Source organism: Variovorax nitratireducens (genome assembly GCF_051216545.1).
Lineage (GTDB): Bacteria > Pseudomonadota > Gammaproteobacteria > Burkholderiales > Burkholderiaceae_C > Variovorax.
Window position 1 is genome coordinate 217,540 of record NZ_JBPJZO010000001.1, and the last position, 18,134, is coordinate 235,673.

15 protein-coding genes are annotated in these 18,134 nt (G+C 67.9%); 9 read left to right on the top strand and 6 right to left on the bottom strand.

What is annotated here, in order from left to right; genetic code table 11:
• Positions 1–83: 83 nt before the first annotated feature.
• Positions 84–722, top strand: a complete 639-nt coding sequence (locus tag ACSFA8_RS01080) for a glutathione S-transferase family protein (RefSeq protein ID WP_435477676.1) — start codon at positions 84–86, stop codon at positions 720–722.
• Entirely contained in the window at positions 719–1,636 is a 918-nt protein-coding gene (locus ACSFA8_RS01085) for a flavin-nucleotide-binding protein (RefSeq protein WP_435477677.1), read from the top strand. Before ACSFA8_RS01080 ends, ACSFA8_RS01085 begins: the two co-directional genes overlap by 4 nt.
• On the opposite strand, the gene ACSFA8_RS01090 is transcribed toward ACSFA8_RS01085, so the two are convergent.
• Positions 1,633–2,793 (bottom strand): cytochrome P450, encoded by a 1,161-nt coding sequence (locus tag ACSFA8_RS01090; RefSeq protein WP_435477678.1) that lies wholly within the window; start codon positions 2,791–2,793, stop codon positions 1,633–1,635. The two genes, ACSFA8_RS01085 and ACSFA8_RS01090, sit on opposite strands and share 4 nt — an antisense overlap.
• Before the next feature lie 51 nt (positions 2,794–2,844).
• Here ACSFA8_RS01090 and ACSFA8_RS01095 point away from each other — a divergent pair, with 51 nt between their 5' ends.
• The 3 genes from ACSFA8_RS01095 to ACSFA8_RS01105 all read left to right on the top strand — a co-directional run bounded on the left by ACSFA8_RS01095 (position 2,845) and on the right by ACSFA8_RS01105 (position 5,346).
• Positions 2,845–3,543 carry an ArsR/SmtB family transcription factor gene (locus tag ACSFA8_RS01095; protein WP_435477679.1) on the top strand — a complete coding sequence of 233 codons (699 nt, stop codon included), beginning with the start codon at positions 2,845–2,847 and terminating at the stop codon, positions 3,541–3,543.
• Between the two features lie 64 nt (positions 3,544–3,607).
• Positions 3,608–4,873 carry a D-amino acid dehydrogenase gene (locus ACSFA8_RS01100; RefSeq protein ID WP_435477680.1) on the top strand — a complete coding sequence of 422 codons (1,266 nt, stop codon included), beginning with the start codon at positions 3,608–3,610 and terminating at the stop codon, positions 4,871–4,873.
• Positions 4,870–5,346, top strand: a complete 477-nt coding sequence (locus tag ACSFA8_RS01105) for a hypothetical protein (RefSeq protein ID WP_435477681.1) — start codon at positions 4,870–4,872, stop codon at positions 5,344–5,346. The genes ACSFA8_RS01100 and ACSFA8_RS01105 overlap by 4 nt, the downstream gene beginning before the upstream one ends.
• 4 nt (positions 5,347–5,350) lie before the next feature.
• Here ACSFA8_RS01105 and ACSFA8_RS01110 read toward each other — a convergent pair whose 3' ends face one another.
• Both ACSFA8_RS01110 and ACSFA8_RS01115 read right to left on the bottom strand, forming a co-directional pair.
• Positions 5,351–5,563: a DUF3820 family protein gene (locus ACSFA8_RS01110; RefSeq protein ID WP_435477682.1), complete on the bottom strand. Its 213-nt coding sequence runs from the start codon at positions 5,561–5,563 to the stop codon at positions 5,351–5,353.
• Between the two features lie 7 nt (positions 5,564–5,570).
• Positions 5,571–5,936, bottom strand: a complete 366-nt coding sequence (locus tag ACSFA8_RS01115) for a translation initiation factor Sui1 (protein ID WP_435478431.1) — start codon at positions 5,934–5,936, stop codon at positions 5,571–5,573.
• A gap of 17 nt (positions 5,937–5,953) precedes the next feature.
• Here ACSFA8_RS01115 and ACSFA8_RS01120 point away from each other — a divergent pair, with 17 nt between their 5' ends.
• The 4 genes from ACSFA8_RS01120 to ACSFA8_RS01135 all read left to right on the top strand — a co-directional run bounded on the left by ACSFA8_RS01120 (position 5,954) and on the right by ACSFA8_RS01135 (position 12,716).
• On the top strand, positions 5,954–7,207 hold the full coding sequence (locus ACSFA8_RS01120; RefSeq protein ID WP_435477683.1) for a DEAD/DEAH box helicase: 1,254 nt from the start codon (positions 5,954–5,956) through the stop codon (positions 7,205–7,207).
• Positions 7,207–7,509: a hypothetical protein gene (locus tag ACSFA8_RS01125; protein ID WP_435477684.1), complete on the top strand. Its 303-nt coding sequence runs from the start codon at positions 7,207–7,209 to the stop codon at positions 7,507–7,509. Before ACSFA8_RS01120 ends, ACSFA8_RS01125 begins: the two co-directional genes overlap by 1 nt.
• 451 nt (positions 7,510–7,960) lie before the next feature.
• Positions 7,961–10,048, top strand: a complete 2,088-nt coding sequence (locus ACSFA8_RS01130) for a glycosyltransferase (RefSeq protein ID WP_435477685.1) — start codon at positions 7,961–7,963, stop codon at positions 10,046–10,048.
• Positions 9,960–12,716: a phytanoyl-CoA dioxygenase family protein gene (locus tag ACSFA8_RS01135; protein WP_435477686.1), complete on the top strand. Its 2,757-nt coding sequence runs from the start codon at positions 9,960–9,962 to the stop codon at positions 12,714–12,716. The genes ACSFA8_RS01130 and ACSFA8_RS01135 overlap by 89 nt, the downstream gene beginning before the upstream one ends.
• 51 nt (positions 12,717–12,767) lie before the next feature.
• Here the strand turns inward: ACSFA8_RS01135 and ACSFA8_RS01140 are convergent, their stop codons facing one another.
• From ACSFA8_RS01140 to ACSFA8_RS01150, 3 genes are read right to left on the bottom strand one after another with little or no spacing between them, the layout of a single operon-like run.
• Complete coding sequence (locus ACSFA8_RS01140) at positions 12,768–14,285, bottom strand: AMP nucleosidase (protein WP_435477687.1); 1,518 nt, start codon at positions 14,283–14,285, stop codon at positions 12,768–12,770.
• Between the two features lie 15 nt (positions 14,286–14,300).
• The gene (gorA, locus tag ACSFA8_RS01145; protein ID WP_435477688.1) at positions 14,301–15,671 is read right to left on the bottom strand and encodes a glutathione-disulfide reductase; all 1,371 of its coding nucleotides are present in this window, start codon (positions 15,669–15,671) and stop codon (positions 14,301–14,303) included.
• 56 nt (positions 15,672–15,727) lie between these two features.
• The gene (locus tag ACSFA8_RS01150) at positions 15,728–17,788 is read right to left on the bottom strand and encodes a DUF6600 domain-containing protein (protein ID WP_435477689.1); all 2,061 of its coding nucleotides are present in this window, start codon (positions 17,786–17,788) and stop codon (positions 15,728–15,730) included.
• Between the last annotated feature and the right edge of the window lie 346 nt (positions 17,789–18,134).

An 18,134-nucleotide genomic window follows, 5' to 3' on the forward strand; every position in this document is an offset into this window, starting at 1 on the left:
CAGCAGTCCTGTGCGTTCAGCATGATTCCTCCGGCGTGCGAAAGAAAGAAGAATGAAGGCATCACTTCACGGAGAGCCCCACGATGACCCCCACTCGACCCATTCGCTTCTACAGCTTCGCACTCTCCGGCCACTCGCACCGGGTCGCGCTGTTCCTGTCGCTGCTCGGCCTGCCGTTCGAGGCGATCGAGATCGACCTGACCCAACGTGCCCAGCGCACGCCTGAATTCCTGCAGCGCAATGCCTTCGGCCAGGTGCCGGTGATCGAGGACGGCGACGTCACGCTGGCCGACTCCAACGCGATCCTGGTGTACCTCAACGAACGCTATGCGCCTGACCCGGCGCGCTGGCTGCCGCGCGACCCGATCGGCGCCGCGCGGGTGCAGCGCTGGCTGTCGGCCGCGGCCGGCCCGCTGGCAGGCGGCCCCGCGGCGGCGCGCGTGATCCAGCTGTTCGGCCTGAAGGCCGACCCCGCCGAGCTGATCGCGCGTTCGCACAACCTGCTGAAGGTGATGGAAGCCGAGCTTGCCGCCACCGGCTACCTGGCCGGGCCCGGCGCGACGCTGGCCGACATTGCCAACTACAGCTACGTGGCCCACGCACCCGAGGGCAATGTGTCGCTCGACGACTACCCGCGGCTGCGCGGCTGGCTGGCGCGCATCGAGGCGCTGCCCGGCTTCGTGCCGATGCCTCGCTCGGCGATCGGGCTGGTGGCCGCATGACCGCCGTCACAGCGGCGGCGTTCCACGAGGGCGAGCAGCGCATGCAGGCGCGCGCCGGCCTGCGCGATCGGCTGGCGGAGTTGGGGCCGCGCGTGATCCGTTCGCACATGCCGGATCAGCACCGCAGCTTCTTCGAGCACCTGCCGTTTCTCGTGCTGGGCCTGGTCGACGCACAGGGCCAGCCCTGGGCCTCGGTGCTGGCGGCGCCGCCGGGATTCGTGCAGTCGCCGGACGACACGCGGCTCGACATCGCGGCGCTGCCGTTCGCGCCCGATCCGGTGCAGACCGGGCTGGTGCCCGGCGCAGCCATCGGCCTGCTCGGCATCGAGCCGCATACGCGCCGCCGCAACCGGGTCAACGGCGTGGTCGGCCGGGTCGATGCCGCGGGCTTCTCGGTGCACGTGACGCAGAGTTTCGGCAACTGCCCCAAGTACATCCAGCCGCGAAAGGCCGAGTTCGCGCCGCGGGCGAGGCCGGCGGCAGCGCTGATGGAGCGTTCGGACGCGCTCGATGCCGAGGCCATGCGCTTCATCGCGCAGGCCGACACGTTCTTCATCGCGACTGCACACCCCGCGTCGGCTGCGCAGGACAAGGTGCGTGCGCAGGGTGTCGACGTGTCGCACCGCGGCGGCCCGGCGGGCTTCGTGCGCGTGGACGACGCGCACTCGCTCACCGTGCCCGACTTCATCGGCAACTTTTTCTTCAACACGCTCGGCAACCTGCTGCTGAACCCGCGCGCCGGGCTGGTCTTTATCGACCCGGTGCGCGGCGACCTGCTGTACCTCGCGGTCGAGGTGCGGATCGAAGAAGACAGTGCAGCGCTGGCCGCCTTCGACGGCGCACAGCGCCTGCTGCAGATGCGGGTGACGCAGATGCAGCGTCTTCGCGACGCGCTGCCATTGCGTTGGCGCTAGCCGAACCGGGGCATGCGCCCGTTGACCGACGCGTGATAGCCCCAGCCGGTGCGCGCGATGGCCACCGTGTCGAGCCCCTGTTCGTCCAGCACCTGCAAGCCCGCAGCCGCCAGCACCAGCGCCAGTGCCTGGCCCGGGCAGCCATGCGCGCCATGCCCGAAGCCCAGCGTGCGCCGCTCGGCCCGGTCGAGCCGGAACGCGTCGGGCGCGGGGTTCAGTGCGGCATCGCGGTTCGCGGCCGCCAGCACCAGCAGGATTGCCTCGCCCGCCTGCAGATCGACGCCGGCCACGCTGCATGGCTCGGCCACAAAGCGGCGCGTGTTCTGCACCGACGCATCGTGCCGCGCGGCCTCCTGCGCCAGCAGCGCGAAGCCGTCGGGGCGGGCCCGCAATGCGTCTTGCAGACCGGGTTCGCGCGCCAACGCCACCACGCCCTGGCCGATCAGCCCGGCGGTGCCGTCGCAGGTTTGCGAGAACAGGCCGACCAGGTTGGCGAGCAGCGTGTCGGCGTCGGTTTCGCCGCTTGCGCGGGCTTGCGCGTGCACGGCCGCAAGCAGGCTGTCGGGGCGCGCGCGCCCGGATGCCAGCAACGCACCGAAGCGTGCGCGCAATGCCGACGCCGCGGCACTGGCCGCAGCGAGCTGCGCGGCGGTGGACAACGGCGACAGGCAGGCAACGAAGGCGCGCACTTCCGTCACGATGCCCGCCTGGTCTTCGTCCGCGAAGCCGAGCAAATGCGCCAGCGCGCACAGGGGCATGGCGAACATCTGCTCGTTGAGCGGCATCGGTGGCAGCCGCCGCGCCACCCGCAGCGCATCGGCCTGCGCCGCCTGCAGGTCGAGCCCGGCCAGCGCACGCTGCAGCACCGGCCGGTGCACGGCATGCAGCGGCCCGTCGTTCATGCGTACCAGGCGCGCGAACACCTCGCCGGCCGGTGCGCCTGTAATGGCGCGCGGCACCGGCTCGGCCGGTGGCCGCATGCGCAAGGCCGGGTGCGCGAGCACTTGCGTGACCACGTCTGCGCGGCTCGCCACCCACAGCTTCAGCACGGGATGAAGCGCGAGCGGTGGGCCGGCGCGCAGGCTGGCGTAGTAGGGGTAGGGGTCGGCGTGCGTGGCGGCAGCGACCGGGTCGGGCGGGAAGTCTGCGGGGTTCATGGCGCGATTCTGCAGCTTTAGAACATTGCACACTTCGTCTACCATCGAAGCATGGATGCTGAACTGCAAGACGAAACCGAGCACCAACTGGCCCGCATCGCCGCGGCCATCGCCGAGCCGGCGCGTGCGCGCATGTTGTGCTGCCTGATGGACGGCCACGCCCGCACCGCGACCGAACTGGCCGCCGTCGGCGGCGTGGCCGCGTCGACCGCCAGCGTGCACTTGGCACGGCTGCGCGATCAGAAGCTGGTCGAGTCGGTGGCGCAGGGCAAGCACCGCTACTTCCGCCTGGGCGGCAGCGATGTCGCAGCCGCGCTCGAAGGCCTGCTGGTGGTTGCCGGCGCGGGGCGCAGCGCGTTCCGCCCGAGCACGCCGAACCGGCTGCGTGCCGCCCGCACCTGCTACGACCACATGGCCGGCGCGGCCGGCGTCGCGTTGCACGACCAGTTGCATGCGCAGGGCTGGCTCAGCGGGTTGGCGAGCGGCTCGTACGAGCTCACGGCCGAGGGCGCGCTCGCGCTCGAGAGCCTGGGGCTCGATGTCGCCGCGGCGCGCGCCATGCGACGCCGCTTCGCTTGCCCCTGCCTGGACTGGAGCGAGCGCCGGCCGCACCTGGGCGGCGCACTCGGTGCGACCTGCCTGCAGCTGGCGTTGCGCCGCGGCTGGGCCCGGCAGGCGCTGGACGGCCGGGCGCTCAGCCTCACGCCGAAGGCACAGCGCGAAATGCCGGAGTTGTTCGGCCTAGGCTGAAATCACGCTGAAGTGTGCCCGTACACTGCCCGGCAGCGCCCGCGAGGGCATTGCGAGGTTCGCGATGAAGGTTCTTGTTCTCGGCAGTGGCGTGATCGGCGTGACCGCGGCCTACCAGCTCGCGGTGGCGGGCCACGAGGTCACGGTGGTCGATCGCCAGCCGGCGGCCGCGCTGGAAACCAGCTATGGCAACGCGGGCGAAGTCTCGCCGGGCTATTCGGCGCCCTGGGCCGGCCCCGGCGTGCCGATCAAGGCGATCAAGTGGCTGCTGATGCAGCACCGGCCCCTGGTGGTGCGCCCGCACCTCGACCTGGGCATGGTGCGCTGGGGCCTGTCGATGCTGCGCAACTGCACCGCAGCGCGCTACGAAATCAACAAGGGCCGCATGGTGCGCCTCGCCGAGTACAGCCGCGATTGCCTGAAAGAGCTGCGCGCCCAAACCGGCATCGAGTACGACCAGCGCATGCAGGGCACGCTGCAGCTCTTTCGCACGCAGGCCCAGTTCGACGGCACCGCGGCCGATATCGCCATCCTGAAGCGCTACGGCGTCGGCTTCGAGTTGCTCGACCGCGACGGCTGCATCCGCCACGAGCCCGCGCTCGCGGCGGTGCGTGACAAGTTCGTTGGCGGCCTGCTGCTGCCGGGCGACGAAACCGGCGACTGCTTCAAGTTCACCCAGCGCCTGGCCGCCATGGGGGTGCGGCAGGGCGTGCAGTTCCGCTATGGCACGCGCATCCAGCGGCTCAAGCTCGCCGGCCAGCAGATCGACGGTGTGGTCACCGATTCCGGCACGCTCAAGGCCGACGCCTACCTCGTCGCGCTCGGCAGCTATTCGCCGCTGCTGCTCGAGCCGATCGGCATCCGCATTCCGGTCTACCCGGTCAAGGGCTACTCGATCACCGTGCCCATCACCGATGCCGTGGGCGCGCCCGAATCGACCGTGATGGACGAATCGCACAAGGTTGCCGTCACCCGCCTGGGCGACCGCATCCGCGTCGGCGGCACGGCCGAGCTGGCCGGCTACACCCTGAAGCTGCACGACGCGCGCCGCAACACGTTGGAACATGTGGTAACCGACCTCTTCCCGCGCGGCGGCGACGTCAAGCGCGCCGAGTTCTGGTGCGGCCTGCGCCCGATGACGCCCGACGGCACGCCCGTGGTCGGCGGCACGCGCCTGCCCAACCTGTACCTTGCCACCGGCCACGGCACGCTCGGCTGGACGATGGCCGCCGGCACCGGCCGCGTGATGGCCGACGTGATCTCGGGCCGCAAGCCCGGCATCGACCTCAAGGGCCTGACGGTCGATCGCTACCCGGGGGCTTACCGATGAGCGCGATTCGCAACACGCTGATGGTGCTGGGCGCTGCACTGCTCTCGGCCTGCGCCGCGCCGCAGATGACACCCGAGCTGGTGAGCCAGCTCGCCTACGAATCGCTCGGCCCCGAAATGCAGATGGGCGACCAGATGCTGACCGTGTGGGTGCCGGCCGCGCCCAAGCCTGCCGACGGCACCCCGCCGCTGTCGCCCGAGGCTACGGTGGCGCTGGCCGCGGCCTCGTCGCCAATGGTGACCGACCTGGCCCAGGTGATGGCGCGCGGATCGCGCGAGCCGCTCAACCTTGCCGTCGGCGGCCCCGACAGCGCGCTCACCGCCCAGGTGCTGATCCGCGCCTTGCGTGCGGTGCCGGTGGAGGTGCCGTACCTGCGCATCGCCTTCATCGGCCAGCGCGCCGACCTGCCCGGGCTCGCGGCCGCGGCGCAACAGCGGCGGGCCACGCTGCATTTCGAGCCGGCGCCGAAGTAGGGTGTCAGCGCCGGCGCAGCGGCGCCAGCAGCCCCTTCAGCCCGTTGTGGTCGATCTCGTGCATCAGTTGCAGCAGGCGACCGACCTCGCCCTTGGGAAAGCCCTCGCGCGCGAACCAGCCGAGGTAGTTGGCGGGCAGGTCGGCGATCACGGTGCCCTTGTGCTTGCCGAAGGGCATCGGCATCGAGACGAGCTTGTCGAGGTCTTCGGGATTCATCGCGTGCTCAGCCTCCCGCGCGCTTGACCGTCATGCCCTGCTTTTGCAGCGCCGCAATCACGGTGTCGCGGTGGTCGCCCTGGATTTCGATCACGCCGTCTTTCGTTGTGCCGCCCGATCCGCAGTTCGCCTTGAGTTGCTTGCCGAGCAGCGCGAGCGCCGCCGCATCGAGCGCCACGCCTTTGACCACGGTCACGCCCTTGCCTTTGCGGCCCTTGGTTTCCAGCGACACCCGCACAATGCCGTCAGTCGCGGGCGCGGCGGTCTTGTTCAGTTTGCAGCTGCAGGCCGCCACCGGCTGGCCGCAATCGGGGCAGACTCGGCCGGTCTCGGTGGAATACACCAGGCGGCTGCCGTCGCCCCATTTCTTCATCGTCATCATTGCCCTTCATGCCATTTCCATCGCTCGGCCTCGCGCCGGCCCTCGCACTCGCCGCCACCGACGCGGGCTACCTTGCGCCGACCGCCATCCAACTGGCCGCCGTGCCCGCCGTGCTGCGCGGGCAGGACGTGCTGGGCCTCGCGCAAACCGGCTCGGGCAAGACCGCCGCATTTTCGCTGCCGCTGCTGCAGCGCTGGGCAGAGGCGCCGCGGCACCGGTCGCGCCGTGCGGTGCACACGCTGGTGCTGGTGCCCACGCGCGAGCTCGCCGCACAGGTCGGCGAAACGCTGCGAATCCTGGCGCAACACCTGAACGAACGCCCCAAGATCGCGGTGCTGTTCGGCGGCGTCTCGGTCAACCCTCAGATGATGGCCTTGCGCGGCGGCGCCGACATCGTGGTCGCCACGCCGGGCCGGCTGCTCGACCTGCTCGACCACAACGCGCTGAAGATCGGCGACGTGGCCGCTCTGGTGCTCGACGAAGCCGACCGCCTGCTCGACCTAGGCTTTGCCGAAGAGCTGGGCCGCATCCTCGCGCTGCTGCCGGTGCAGCGGCAGAACCTGTTCTTCTCGGCCACCTTCGTGCCGGCGGTCGAGGCGCTGGCCGCGCAGCTGCTGCGCGATCCGCTGCGCATCGAAGTCGAATCCACCGATGCCACCGAGCCCGACATCGCGCAGCGCGCCATCGAGGTCGACGCCAGCCGGCGCACCCAGTTGCTGCGCCATCTGGTGCAGGAGCAGAAGTGGACGCGCGTGCTGGCTTTCGTCGCCACCAAGCACGCGGCCGAGATCGTGGCCGACAAGCTGCGCAAGGCCGGCATTGAGGCCGAGCCTTTCCACGGCCTGCTGAGCCAGGGCAAGCGCACCCAGGTGGTGGCCGACTTCAAGGCCAGCCGCGTGCAGGTGGTGGTGGCGACCGACCTGGCCGCGCGCGGCATCGACATTGCGCAGTTACCGGTGGTGGTGAACTACGACCTGCCGCGTTCCGCCACCGACTACGTGCACCGCATCGGCCGCACCGGCCGCGCCGGCGAGAGCGGGCTGGCCGTGAGCTTCATTCCGGCAGAGAGCGAGGCGCACTTTCGCCTGATCGAAAAGCGCCAGGGCCTGAGCGTGCCGCGCGAACGCATCGCGGGCTTCGAGCCCGTCGAAGTGGCTATGGCGCCGCACGCGATCGAATCGCCCGCCAACGGCGGCATCAAGGGCAAGCGCCCGAGCAAGAAAGACAAGCTGCGCGCTGCCGCCGCCAACAAGCAGCCGTGATGCCGCTGCGCTGGCTCGACTTCGATTACAGCGAAGGCACCGACGAGACCGGCGTGTTCGACGCCATGGCATCGGTCGCGCCGCAGCATGCGGCTGCGGTGGAGGCCGAGATTGCGCAGGTGCTGGCCTGGGCTGAAGCGACTTTTCCTGGAGGGCGCGGGCCGGTGGAAGAGGGGGGTGAGTGGGACAGTGATCTGCAGGTCGTGCAGGAAAACGATGGCACGCTACGCCATACCTTCAGCCTTGCGATCAGCGGGGCGACCGGTTTTTGTGAAGCGTTTCGCGTGCAGTTCGGCCTGTGACAGTTCTGTGTAACCATTCAAGAAACTATCTACAGAATTCAGCGCCGTTTTCCATGCGAACTCCTCCGGTTCAGGAGACCGTAGGGGAGAGTTTCCGGAGCGTCCGCTGAAGACAACAACGCTCCACATGGCAATCTCCTCCCGCGCAATTTTCACCGTCTGCTCCAACAACTACGTGCCCATGGCGAGGGTGTTGCTGGAAAGCGCAAAGCGGCATCACCCCGAAGCCAGCCTGTACCTTTGCCTGGCTGACGAGGCGCTTGCCGAACCGAACTTCTACCCTGGGCAATGCGAGGTGGTGCCTGCCGAAAAGCTGGGCATTCCGGACTTTCGCGAGTTCGCGTTTCGCTACGACATCATGGAGTTCAACACGGCCATCAAGCCGTTCATGATCCGGCACCTGCTTGCGCGCGGACACGACAGCGTGGTCTACCTGGATCCGGACATCGAGGTGTTCGCGCCGCTCGATGGGGTGTTCGCGCTCCTCGACGAGGGCGCCTCCTTCGTGCTGACGCCGCACCTGACACAGCCCTCGGAGCAGGCCGCCTTTCCGAACGACATCGGCATCATGCGGGCCGGCGCCTACAACCTCGGCTTTCTCGGAGTCGGTGCTGGCGAAGAGGCCGATCGGGTCTTGCGCTGGTGGTCGCGGCGCCTGCAGTACGAGTGCGTCAACGAGCCGGAGCGCGGCATCTTCGTGGATCAGAAATTCATGGATCTGGTGCCGGGCTTTGCGAATGGCGCCCGCATCCTCCGGGACACCGCCTACAACGTCGCGTACTGGAACCTGCAACAGCGCACGCTGGGTGGTGCTCCGGGCGGTTGGCTGGTCGACGGGGCGCCGCTTCGCTTCTTCCATTTCAGTGGCATCGATCCGACCAATCTCCTGCGCCTGTCCAAGCACACGGAGTCGTTTTGCGATGCCCAGCTTCCGTCCCCGGTGCGCGAACTCATGCAAGGCTATGCAACCCAGGTTCTGGCAAACGGCCATGGCCGGGTGCCGAATGCCACCTACGCCTACGGGCGGTTTTCGTCCGGCACGCTGCTGCCCGATATCGTGCGCCGGATGTTCCGGGAGCGGCACATCCACTGGTCCGGCGGCGATCCGTTCGAGACCTACGAGGAATATCTGCACCTGCCGTGCGCGCGATCCTCCGGCCCCGCCCGTCGGCACGTTACGCACCTGATGGCTTACCTGCACGAACGCGAGCCATGGCTCCGAAGCACCTTCGACCTCGGGAGCGGCGAAGGCGTCAGCGGCTACACGGACTGGTACGTGCAGCACGCGCGAACCCTCCTGAAAGACAGCCGTCTTGTCGAACCCGTCGCGCTGCGCAGCAGACCGAAGGTTCCGTCCGGCCGCAGCCCGCGCTTGCCTCCCGTCAAGCGGGAAGGCATGGCCCCGGACATGTCCGTGATCGGCTATCTGCGCCTGGCGCTCGGCGTCGGCGAGGCGGGCCGCCAGATTCTCCGGGCGTTGCGGCATGCAGGGTTCGATGCCCGCGGTCTTCCGATCCGGCTCAACTCGCCGTCCGCTGCCGTGGACCACTCGCTCGAGTCGCTGTTCGATGACAGCACTGAGGCAGGGATGCAGATCTTCAACGTGAATGCCGACCAGTTGCCGGCGGTTGTCGAGCACCTGGGCGCCGCCATCCGTCAGGACGCCCACCGCGTGATCGTGCCGTTCTGGGAGCTCGAACACTTTCCTGCGCCGTGGCTGGCCGCGTTCGATCTGGTCGATGAAGTCTGGGCGCCGACCCGCTTCATCCAGACCATGCTTGCGCGCAGGCTCGACAAGCCCGTGCTGCACATGCCGCTTCCGCTCACTTTCGAGCTGCCGCCAGCCATCGACAGGGCTCACTTCGGACTCCCGGACGACACCTTTCTGTTCTTCTTTTCCTTCGACTTTCTTTCATTTGTCGAACGCAAGAACCCCATGGCGCTCGTTCGCGCCTACAAGGAAGCCTTCCGGCGCGGTCGGGCACATCCCAAAGCAAGCCTCGTGCTCAAGACCCTCAATTCGGAAGTCGTGCCGGAACAGGGCCGCGCCTTGCGCGACGCATTGCGCGGCGACCCGGATGTGACGCTGATCGAACGGACCCTGAGCCGAACCGAGACACTGCAGCTGATTGCCTCATGCGACGCGGTCGCATCCCTTCACCGCAGCGAGGGGCTCGGCCTGCTGGTTGCCGAAGCGATGGCGCTCGGCAAGCCAGTGATTGCGACCGACTATTCAGCTACAACGGAGTTGGTCTCGGCGGAAACCGGATGGCCTGTGGATTTCAAGCTCGTACCGGTTCCCGAAAATCACTACCCGTTCCACCAGGATCAGGTCTGGGCCGAACCTGACGAAAACCATGCGGCCTGGCAGATGCGCCAGGTGTTCCACAACCGGGCCGAAGCAAAGCGCCGTGCGAACGCCGCACGGGTGCTTCTGAAAAATCGATTCGATGCCGACACTTGCGGAGACCGCATGCGCAGCCGCTGCGTCGAACTCTCATCCACCATCGGCTTGTCGGAAAACCGTCATGTCGGATGAGCGGCCAGGCGAAGTGCGATCCGATCCGGACAGACGCCCGATGCGGTGGACTTTTGTCGGCGACGTGGGTGGTGCGGGCAGCTATCACGTCGGTGACGAGGCGATGCTCGAGAGCAACTTGCGCCTGTTTCGCAGCATCGAGGCACGCGACACGCTGTACGCGGTATCCGCCGATCCGGCTTTTACGGCCAAGGCGTACGGCGTCGAAGCCATGCCTCGGCTCGGGTTCCACAACTGCACATCGCACGAGGAGCGCGAAGCGCTTCTTGCCAAGCTCTCGCACCTGCATTGGACCAGCGAGTTACCCGAGGCCTTCAAGTCCCTGGTCGACGAGTCGAACGGCCTGGTGATTTCGGGCGGCGGCAACCTGCGAAGCAACTGGCCGGATTGCATCTACGAACGGGTGGCGCTGTGCCGCAGGGCGGCCGCCAACAACGCGCCAATCGTCCTGCTGGGACAGACCATCGGCCCGGAGCTGGATCCGCGGCATCGCGAGTTGGTATCGGAAATCGTTCGCGCCGCCTGGTGGATCGGCGTGAGAGAGGCAAAGAGCTTTGCGCTCGCACTGGAGCTCGGCGCGCCCCCCTCCAGGATGTCGTACCAACTCGACGATGCGGCGTCGCTCTGGAAGGATGCGGCCGACATCGATCCCGTCCCGCTTCCTTTTCCCGCGAACGAACCGTGGATCGGCGTCACTTTTCATCCACTCGTCGACCCGACCGGAGAGGACCCGCTGCTCGACCAATTGGCCGGGCAGCTGGAACAGACCGCCCTGCAAACGGGATGCCGCCTGGTGTTCATTCCGCACGCCAGGCCGGCGGCTGCCATGGGTGCCCCCTGGTCTGATGAGGACGTGGGCCTCGCCCTCGCACGACGCATGCGCTCAGTGCACATGCACCTGTTGCCGGTCTTGCCGGCGCGCGATGTGGCGAAGCTCACCGCCAAGGCGCAAATGATCGTGAGCTCCCGCTACCACCCGATCGTCTTCGGGCTCGCGGCCGGCGTGCCTTGCCTCGGCATCTGGATCGACCTGTACACCCGGACGAAGCTGCTGGGCGCCCTGCAACACTCGGATCGCACGGGCGATTCATGCAGTGTTGAAAACGTCCGCAAGGGAAGGCTGGTGCGGCAACTGCAGGAGCTGTGGGAGGCCCGTGCCTCGGTGCGCGAAAAGATCCAGGCGCAGGGCCTGCGCAATGACGAGGACGAACAGCGCCGCCGGGGCCAACTGTCCCGCCTGATCATGCGGCAAGAGCCTGTGATCGTGCTACCGCCCGAACGCCTGGCGGAGATCCTGCCGGCCGTTGTGCGCGAAGACAATACCGCCTCGGAACCATCGGACGCGCTGCAGCTGCGGCAAGAGCGGCCGATGCCCGAACCGCCACCACGCAGCGCAATGGCAAGCCGCCCGCGGAAGCATCTGCCCCAACCCGAAAGAGAGAAAAAAATGCTGACCGATGCCGACTGGCAGAACTTCTGGCGCGATGGATATCTGCACCTTGGCCCCGTGCTGGATGCAGAACAGGTTCTCGCGCTGCAGCAACGCGCCGATGCATTGGCGTTGGGGCAGGTCTCCAATCCCGCGATACAGATGCAGCACGACACCGGAGGGGCCTACGAGGCGCTGCCGGAAGCTGTCAGCAGCTTCGAGCAAGGCACCCACCTCTACCGGAAGATCCAGGGTCTGGAGTCGGACGACCTGTTTGCATCGCTGATCGACAGGCCTCTCTTTCGCGAGGTCTGCGCGCAGATGTACGGCCCTCATGCCGCGGTCTCGATCTTCCGGGCCATGATCATGAACAAGCCTGCGGGCCAGGGAACCTACCTTCCCTGGCACCAGGACGGAGGCACCGTCTGGCAGCTCGATCGCGACCCGCTGGTGACGATCTGGGTCGCGCTCGACGACGCGACCCAGGACAATGGTTGCATGGAGGCCATCCGCTCATCACACCGCCTCGGACTGCTGAGCCTGCACGGCAGCACCTTGACGGATGACCAGGCGAGCAAACACTGCCGGCCCGAGATGGCCGTGCCGCTCGAAGTGCCTTCGGGGCATGCCGTGCTTCTCCACAACTGGTTGATCCATCGCTCCGGCATCAACCCGTCGCCCACGCCACGGCGCGCCTTCACCATGTGCTGCATGGATGCGCGCACGCGCGGCATCCTGACTGGAAATCACTTTCCGGTCGTCTACGGCGAACTCGCCATGGAGCCGGATCCGTTCGTGCGTCAACTGCAGCAGGATCAGGCGGCACAGGCGGACAAGGCCAATCAGGCGGAGGAATATGCCCTGAGCCTGCGCGACCAGAGCGATCGGCTGCAAGCCTCCATCACCGAAGCAACGCAGTATGCGAAGAGCCTGGAAGCCGAAGTGGCGAAACTGCAGCAGCGAAGTCTCGACCTGGAAGACGCTCGCGAGGAGAACCGCCGTCTCGCAATCGCAGTGACCCAGATGCGATCCGAGATGCTCATGCTGAATCGCGCGCTGGATGCCGCACACGGGGCTGGCGGTCCGGCACCTGATTCGCACCTTCTGCATGAGGAGATCCGCGCGCTGCGGGTTCATGCAGAGAATCTGGTCGCTTCGATGGAGGCTGTCCATGCATCGAACTCGTGGCGCCTCACACGCCCGCTTCGCGCGCTGACCAAGGTGCTGCGAAGCCGATAAAAGCGGGCTTGGAGCCACTGGCAGGCTGAAACGCCTGCGCAGCATCGACCCTTATTGAAACGCCACTTCCGCAAAGCTCCTGAGCTTGCGGCTGTGGAGCCGGCTCGAGCCCTCGCTGCGCAGGATGTCGATCGCCGCCATGCCGATGCGCAGGTGCTGCTCGACGCGTTCGCGGTAGAAATGGTTGGCCATGCCGGGCAGCTTGATCTCGCCGTGCAGCGGCTTGTCGCTCACGCACAGCAGCGTGCCGTAGGGCACCCGAAAGCGGAAGCCGTTGGCGGCGATGGTTGCGCTCTCCATGTCGAGCGCGACCGCGCGGCTCTGGCTGAAGCGGCGCTGCGGCGTGTTATTTGGCAGCAGTTCCCAGTTGCGGTTGTCGGTGCTGGCCACGGTGCCGGTGCGCATGATGGTCTTGAGTTCGGGCCCCTGGAAGCCGGTGACGTCGGCCACGGCCTTTTCCAGCGCGAGCTGGATCTCCGACAGCGCCGGAATCGGCACCCACAGCGGCAGCTCTTCGTCGAGCACGTGGTCTTCGCGCACGTAGGCATGGGCCAGCACGTAGTCGCCGAGCTGCTGGCTCGGGCGCAGGCCGGCGCAGTGGCCCAGCATCATCCATGCGTGCGGGCGCAGCACCGCGATGTGGTCGGTGATGGTCTTGGCATTGGCCGGGCCGACGCCGATGTTCACCATCGTGATGCCGCTGCGGTCTTCCCGCACCAGGTGGTAGGCCGGCATCTGCGGCAGCCGCGGCGGCGGCGTGCCCTGGCTGCCGTCGAGCAGCGTGCTGAAGAAGCCGGCCTTGCCGGGGGGCAGCCCGCGCCGGCGCGTGACCACGTTGCCGGGTTCGACGAACGCGATGTACTCGCTGTTCTCGTCCATCATGGCCTCGTGGCCGAGCCGCACGAACTCGTCGATGTAGAACTGGTAGTTGGTGAACAGCACGAAGTTCTGGAACCACTCGGGCGCGGTGCCGGTGTAGTGGCGCAGCCGGTGCAGCGAGTAGTCGACCCGCGCCGCGGTGAACAGCGCCAGCGGCTGAACCTCGCCCGGACGGGCTTCGTGCGTGCCGTTGGCAATGCCGTCGTCCATTGCATGCAGGTCGGGCAGGTCGAACGCGTCGCGCATCAGTGCGCGGCGGTCGGCGCTCATCGTGCCTTCGATGTGGTCGTTCTCGGCAAACGAGAAGTGGATCGGAATCGGCTGGCTGCTGGTGCCGACTTCGAGTTCGATCTGGTGGTTTTCCAGCAGCAGCCGAAACTGCTCGGCGTAGTAGCGGCTGAACAGGTCGGGCCGGGTCAGCGTGGTTTCGTAGCGGCCCGGCCCGGCCACGAAGCCGTAGCTCAGGCCGGCATTGGCCGGCACCGTTTGCCGCGACACGGTGTGCGTGTGCACCCGCACGAACGGATAGCAGGCCCGCATGCGGCCCGGCAGCGACTCGCCGGCCACGAAGCGCAACATCGCGTCGCGCAGATGCGCCAGGCCTTCGTCGTAGATGGTGCGCACCCGGTCGAGTGCTTCGGCTGCGTTGGTGTAATTGGCAGGCGGGGCGAAAGGGGGCATGTAGGGCATGGTGGATTGTGCCGTTCAGCGCGAGGTGGCCACCCGCATGGTCACGAACTCCTCGGCCGCGGTCGGGTGGATGCCGATGGTGCTGTCGAACACGGCCTTGGTCGCGCCGGCGCGCATGGCCACTGCAAAGCCTTGGACGATCTCGCCGGCATCGGCGCCAACCATGTGGATGCCGACCACGCGATCGGTCTTGGTCTCCACCACCAGCTTCATGAAGGTGCGCTCGCTGCGGCCCGACAGCGTGTGGCGCAGCGCCTTGAACTCGCTCGAGAAGATGGTGATGTCGCCGAACTTCTGCCGCGCCCCGGCCTCGGTGTAGCCGCAGGTGCCGACGCCGGGGTGGGTGAATACGGCCGTCGGCACGAACTCGTAGTCGACCTTACGGCGCTGCGCGGGCTGTTTCGGATCGGGGAACAGTGCGTCGACCACCACCATCGCCTCGGCCAGCGCCACCGGCGTCAGCTGCATCCGGGTCGACACGTCGCCGACCGCATGGATCGACGGCACCGAGCTGCGGTAATGCGCGTCGACCACGATCGCGCCCTTGTCGTCGAGCGCCACGCCCGCGTTCTCGAGGCCCAGGCCTTGCGTGTTGGCCACGCGGCCCGTGGCGAACAGCACGGCGTCGGCCTGCAGATGGGTGCCGCGTTCTAGCATCACGTCGAGTCCGTCGGCGCCGCGTCGGATCGACGCGATCTCGGCATTGAAACGGATGTCGACGCCTGCCTTTTGCATCTCGACCGCCAGAAACTGGCGCACGTCTTCGTCGAACCCGCTGAGGATGTGCGACTTGCGCTGCAGCTGCGTGACCTTCGCGCCGAGCCCGTTGAAGATCGATGCGAACTCGCAGGCGATGTAGCCGCCGCCGACCACCAGCAGCCGCCGGGGGAAGGGCTCCAGGTCGAATACCGCGTCCGACACCAGTCCGTGCTCGCGGCCGACGAACTCTGGCACGAAGGGCATGCCGCCGGTCGCCACGATGATGTGCTTGGCGCGGTGCCGCTGGCCGCCGATGTCGACCGTGTGCGGGTCGACCAGCGCCGCCCAACCTTGCAGCGTGGTCACGCCGGGCCCGTCGAGCAACGCGCGGTAAGCGCCGTTGAGCCGCTTGATTTCCTTCGCGCGCTGGGTCTTGAGGTGCTGCCAGTCGAAGTGTGGCTCGCCGAGTTGCCAACCGTAGCCCGCTGCCTCCTCGAACGCCTCGGCATAGCCGGCCGCGTAGCTGTAGAGCTTCTTGGGAATGCAGCCGACGTTGACGCAGGTGCCGCCAAGCTCGGCCACCTCGGCCAGCGCCACGCGGGCACCCCGCGCAGCGGCCATGCGCGCGGCGCGCACGCCGCCGCTTCCGCCGCCGATCACGAACAGGTCGAAGTCAAAAGTGGGCATCGGGGAAACCTCCGCTGCCGACTTTAGCCGGCCTGCGGAGTGCCCGAGCCCGATGCTCAGGGGCGGTCGACTGGTTGCCCGCTGCTGCCGTCGAAAGAGCGGCGCTGCGGCGGCGTGCCCGGGGCTTGCTGCATGGCGCGCTGCTGTTGCTGCTGTTGGGCCGCCTGCTGCTGCATTTGCTGTTGGGCGCGCTGTTGCAACTGCTGCTGCTGTTGTTGTTGTTGTTGTTGTTGTTGCGCCTGCATCTGCTGGGCTTGTTGCTGCTGGCGCATGGCCTGTTGTTGCTGCTGAGCCTGCTGAATCGCCTGGGCCTGCGCGGCGCGTTGCTGTTGAAGCTGCTGCTGCTCCAGGTGCATTTGCTGCTGCGCTTGCGCCTGGGCCTGCGCCGCGCGTTGCTGCATGGCTTGCTGTTGCAACTGCATCTGTTGCTGTTGCTGGGCTTGCGCGGCCCGCTGTTGCATCTCCTGCTGCTGGCGCATCGCTTGTTGCTGCTGTTGTTGTTGCAACTGCATTTGCTGCTGTGCCTGGCCCTGTGCCCCACGCTGCTGCAGTTCCTGCTGCTGGCGCAGCGCCTCTTGCCGCTGCAGTTGTTGCATCTGAATCTGCTGTTGTTGTTGTTGCTGTTGCTGCGCGCCCGGGAATCCGCGCTGCGGCATTTGCTGGTGGGGTTGCAGCTGAAGCTCCCGCTGCTGCCGCGGCGCCTGCTGTTGCTGGAAAGCGGCTTGCGCCTGCTGCCGCTGCTGCCATTGCGAGGGCGGCAGCGCAGTGGCCGGCCGGCCCACGAAGCCCGATGGGGCATTGCCGATGCCCGGCGCGAAGTGCGGCAGCGGAATCGCCGGCGTGTTCGCGACCGCGACGCCGCTGAATGCAGCGTCGGGCAGGCGCACGCGGTCGCGCCGGCCGATCGGGCCGCGGCCGAACACGTCGGCCGGCACCACGGTCACGGCCTGCTGGCGCTGGTTGACGTAGCCGTTGTTGCGCAGCGGCGCCTGGTTGAAGAACGCCATGCGGTTGGCCTGCTCCACATAGCGCGAACTGGCGCGGTAGCCCGGCCGCCAGGCTTCGCCCGGCGCCAGCGGGAACCAGCCGACGCCGTTGCGGCCGCTGCCGATGGCGACCTGCGCGCTGCCGCCGGGCCCGCCGCCGATAAAGCCCACCAGCGCCGGCGAGTAAACGGGCCGGCTCTGTTGCCGTCCCGGCACCCAGGCCCAGCGCGGGCCGACCTGTGCCCAGCGTCCGTAGTGAAAGGGCGCGAAGCCCCACGGTGCGTTGTCGACCCAGGTCCAGCCCCACGGCGCGATGTTGGCCCAATGGCCGTCGCTGTAGGGCGCCCAGTCGGCTTCCACGTTGCGCGGGAACCAGACCGGGCCGTAGGTGCTGTCGTTCTGCCAGTCGCCGAAGTTGTCGAGCTGCTGGTAGCCCACCACCTCGCGCGAAACGTAGCGCGCCGACACCGAGGCGTCTTCGGCGCGGTTGCGCTCGGCCACCCAGCGCTCGAAGCCGTCGTTCAGCGCGGGTGGCACGGCGCCTGCGTGGGCCAGGCCGCGGCCGGTCACGGCCAGCTGCTGGCGGTTCGACACGGGCAGCGACTCGCCGTTTTCGCCGTAGGCCGTGCCCGAGCCGCTGGCCACCATGATGTGCGTCAGGTCGGATTGCGGATCGGCCTGCACGCGGTAGTCGCCGGGCTGCTGGATCACGAAGGCGAGGTTGCCGGTGTCGAGTTCGACGCGCTGGCCCGCCACGTCGTCGCGCACGCGCAACTGCACGCTGCCCTGCTGCACCGTGATGCGCACGGTCTGGTCGTCGAGCTCTGAAAACTCGATGGCGGTGTTGCCGTCGAGCCGCAGCGCGGCGGATCCGACGAACAGCTCAGCGCGTGCGTTGCGGTCGGCCCAGAGCCGGTCGCCGGTGGTCAGGGGCCGGTTCGGCACGGCGTCGTACCAGCTGTCGTCGCCGGCCGGCGAGAAGCTCACCGTGCCCTGTTGCGCATTGAGGCGCGCCACGCGGCCGGGCGGATCTTCCTGTGCCGCCGCCTGCAGGCCGACGCAGACCAGCGTCAGGCCGACCAGCCAGCGGCCGATGCGGGAAGAGAAGGGGTGTTGGATGGAGCGTGTCATGTCGTTCGGGTTGCCTCGTCGATGGCGTTCGTGCGTCATCCCTCAACGCGCGAACCCCGGGCCCGGCTGGCAGCCGCCGTGCAAAGTTCTGTCAGATTGCATCCGATCAGGTCACCGGATGTAGGCGATTTGCCCGAATGCCGGAGATACAGTCGCGGCCACGACATACCGTTTCGGCCTCTGGATCGCGCTACTGGCGCTCACCGACGAACTGGTGCGGAGGCTCGCCGGTGTCGGTGCGGCCGTCAAACACGTGTTCTACGGTGTCGACCAGGCCATCGAATGGGCCACGGTGGGCGATCGCGTGGTGCTGCTGCAGGCCCGGCCGTATGTGGAGCGCGCCGCG

Coding starts and splice junctions, on each gene's coding strand:
- ACSFA8_RS01115 (WP_435478431.1), bottom strand. CDS start 5,936: ATGAAGAAATGGGGCGACGGCAGCCGCCTGGTGTATTCCACCGAGACC.
- ACSFA8_RS01140 (WP_435477687.1), bottom strand. CDS start 14,285: ATGCCCTACATGCCCCCTTTCGCCCCGCCTGCCAATTACACCAACGCA.
- ACSFA8_RS01120 (WP_435477683.1), top strand. CDS start 5,954: ATGCCATTTCCATCGCTCGGCCTCGCGCCGGCCCTCGCACTCGCCGCC.
- ACSFA8_RS01125 (WP_435477684.1), top strand. CDS start 7,207: ATGCCGCTGCGCTGGCTCGACTTCGATTACAGCGAAGGCACCGACGAG.
- ACSFA8_RS01100 (WP_435477680.1), top strand. CDS start 3,608: ATGAAGGTTCTTGTTCTCGGCAGTGGCGTGATCGGCGTGACCGCGGCC.
- ACSFA8_RS01095 (WP_435477679.1), top strand. CDS start 2,845: ATGGATGCTGAACTGCAAGACGAAACCGAGCACCAACTGGCCCGCATC.
- ACSFA8_RS01135 (WP_435477686.1), top strand. CDS start 9,960: ATGCCGACACTTGCGGAGACCGCATGCGCAGCCGCTGCGTCGAACTCT.
- ACSFA8_RS01085 (WP_435477677.1), top strand. CDS start 719: ATGACCGCCGTCACAGCGGCGGCGTTCCACGAGGGCGAGCAGCGCATG.
- ACSFA8_RS01150 (WP_435477689.1), bottom strand. CDS start 17,788: ATGACACGCTCCATCCAACACCCCTTCTCTTCCCGCATCGGCCGCTGG.
- ACSFA8_RS01090 (WP_435477678.1), bottom strand. CDS start 2,793: ATGAACCCCGCAGACTTCCCGCCCGACCCGGTCGCTGCCGCCACGCAC.
- gorA (WP_435477688.1), bottom strand. CDS start 15,671: ATGCCCACTTTTGACTTCGACCTGTTCGTGATCGGCGGCGGAAGCGGC.
- ACSFA8_RS01080 (WP_435477676.1), top strand. CDS start 84: ATGACCCCCACTCGACCCATTCGCTTCTACAGCTTCGCACTCTCCGGC.
- ACSFA8_RS01105 (WP_435477681.1), top strand. CDS start 4,870: ATGAGCGCGATTCGCAACACGCTGATGGTGCTGGGCGCTGCACTGCTC.
- ACSFA8_RS01110 (WP_435477682.1), bottom strand. CDS start 5,563: ATGAATCCCGAAGACCTCGACAAGCTCGTCTCGATGCCGATGCCCTTC.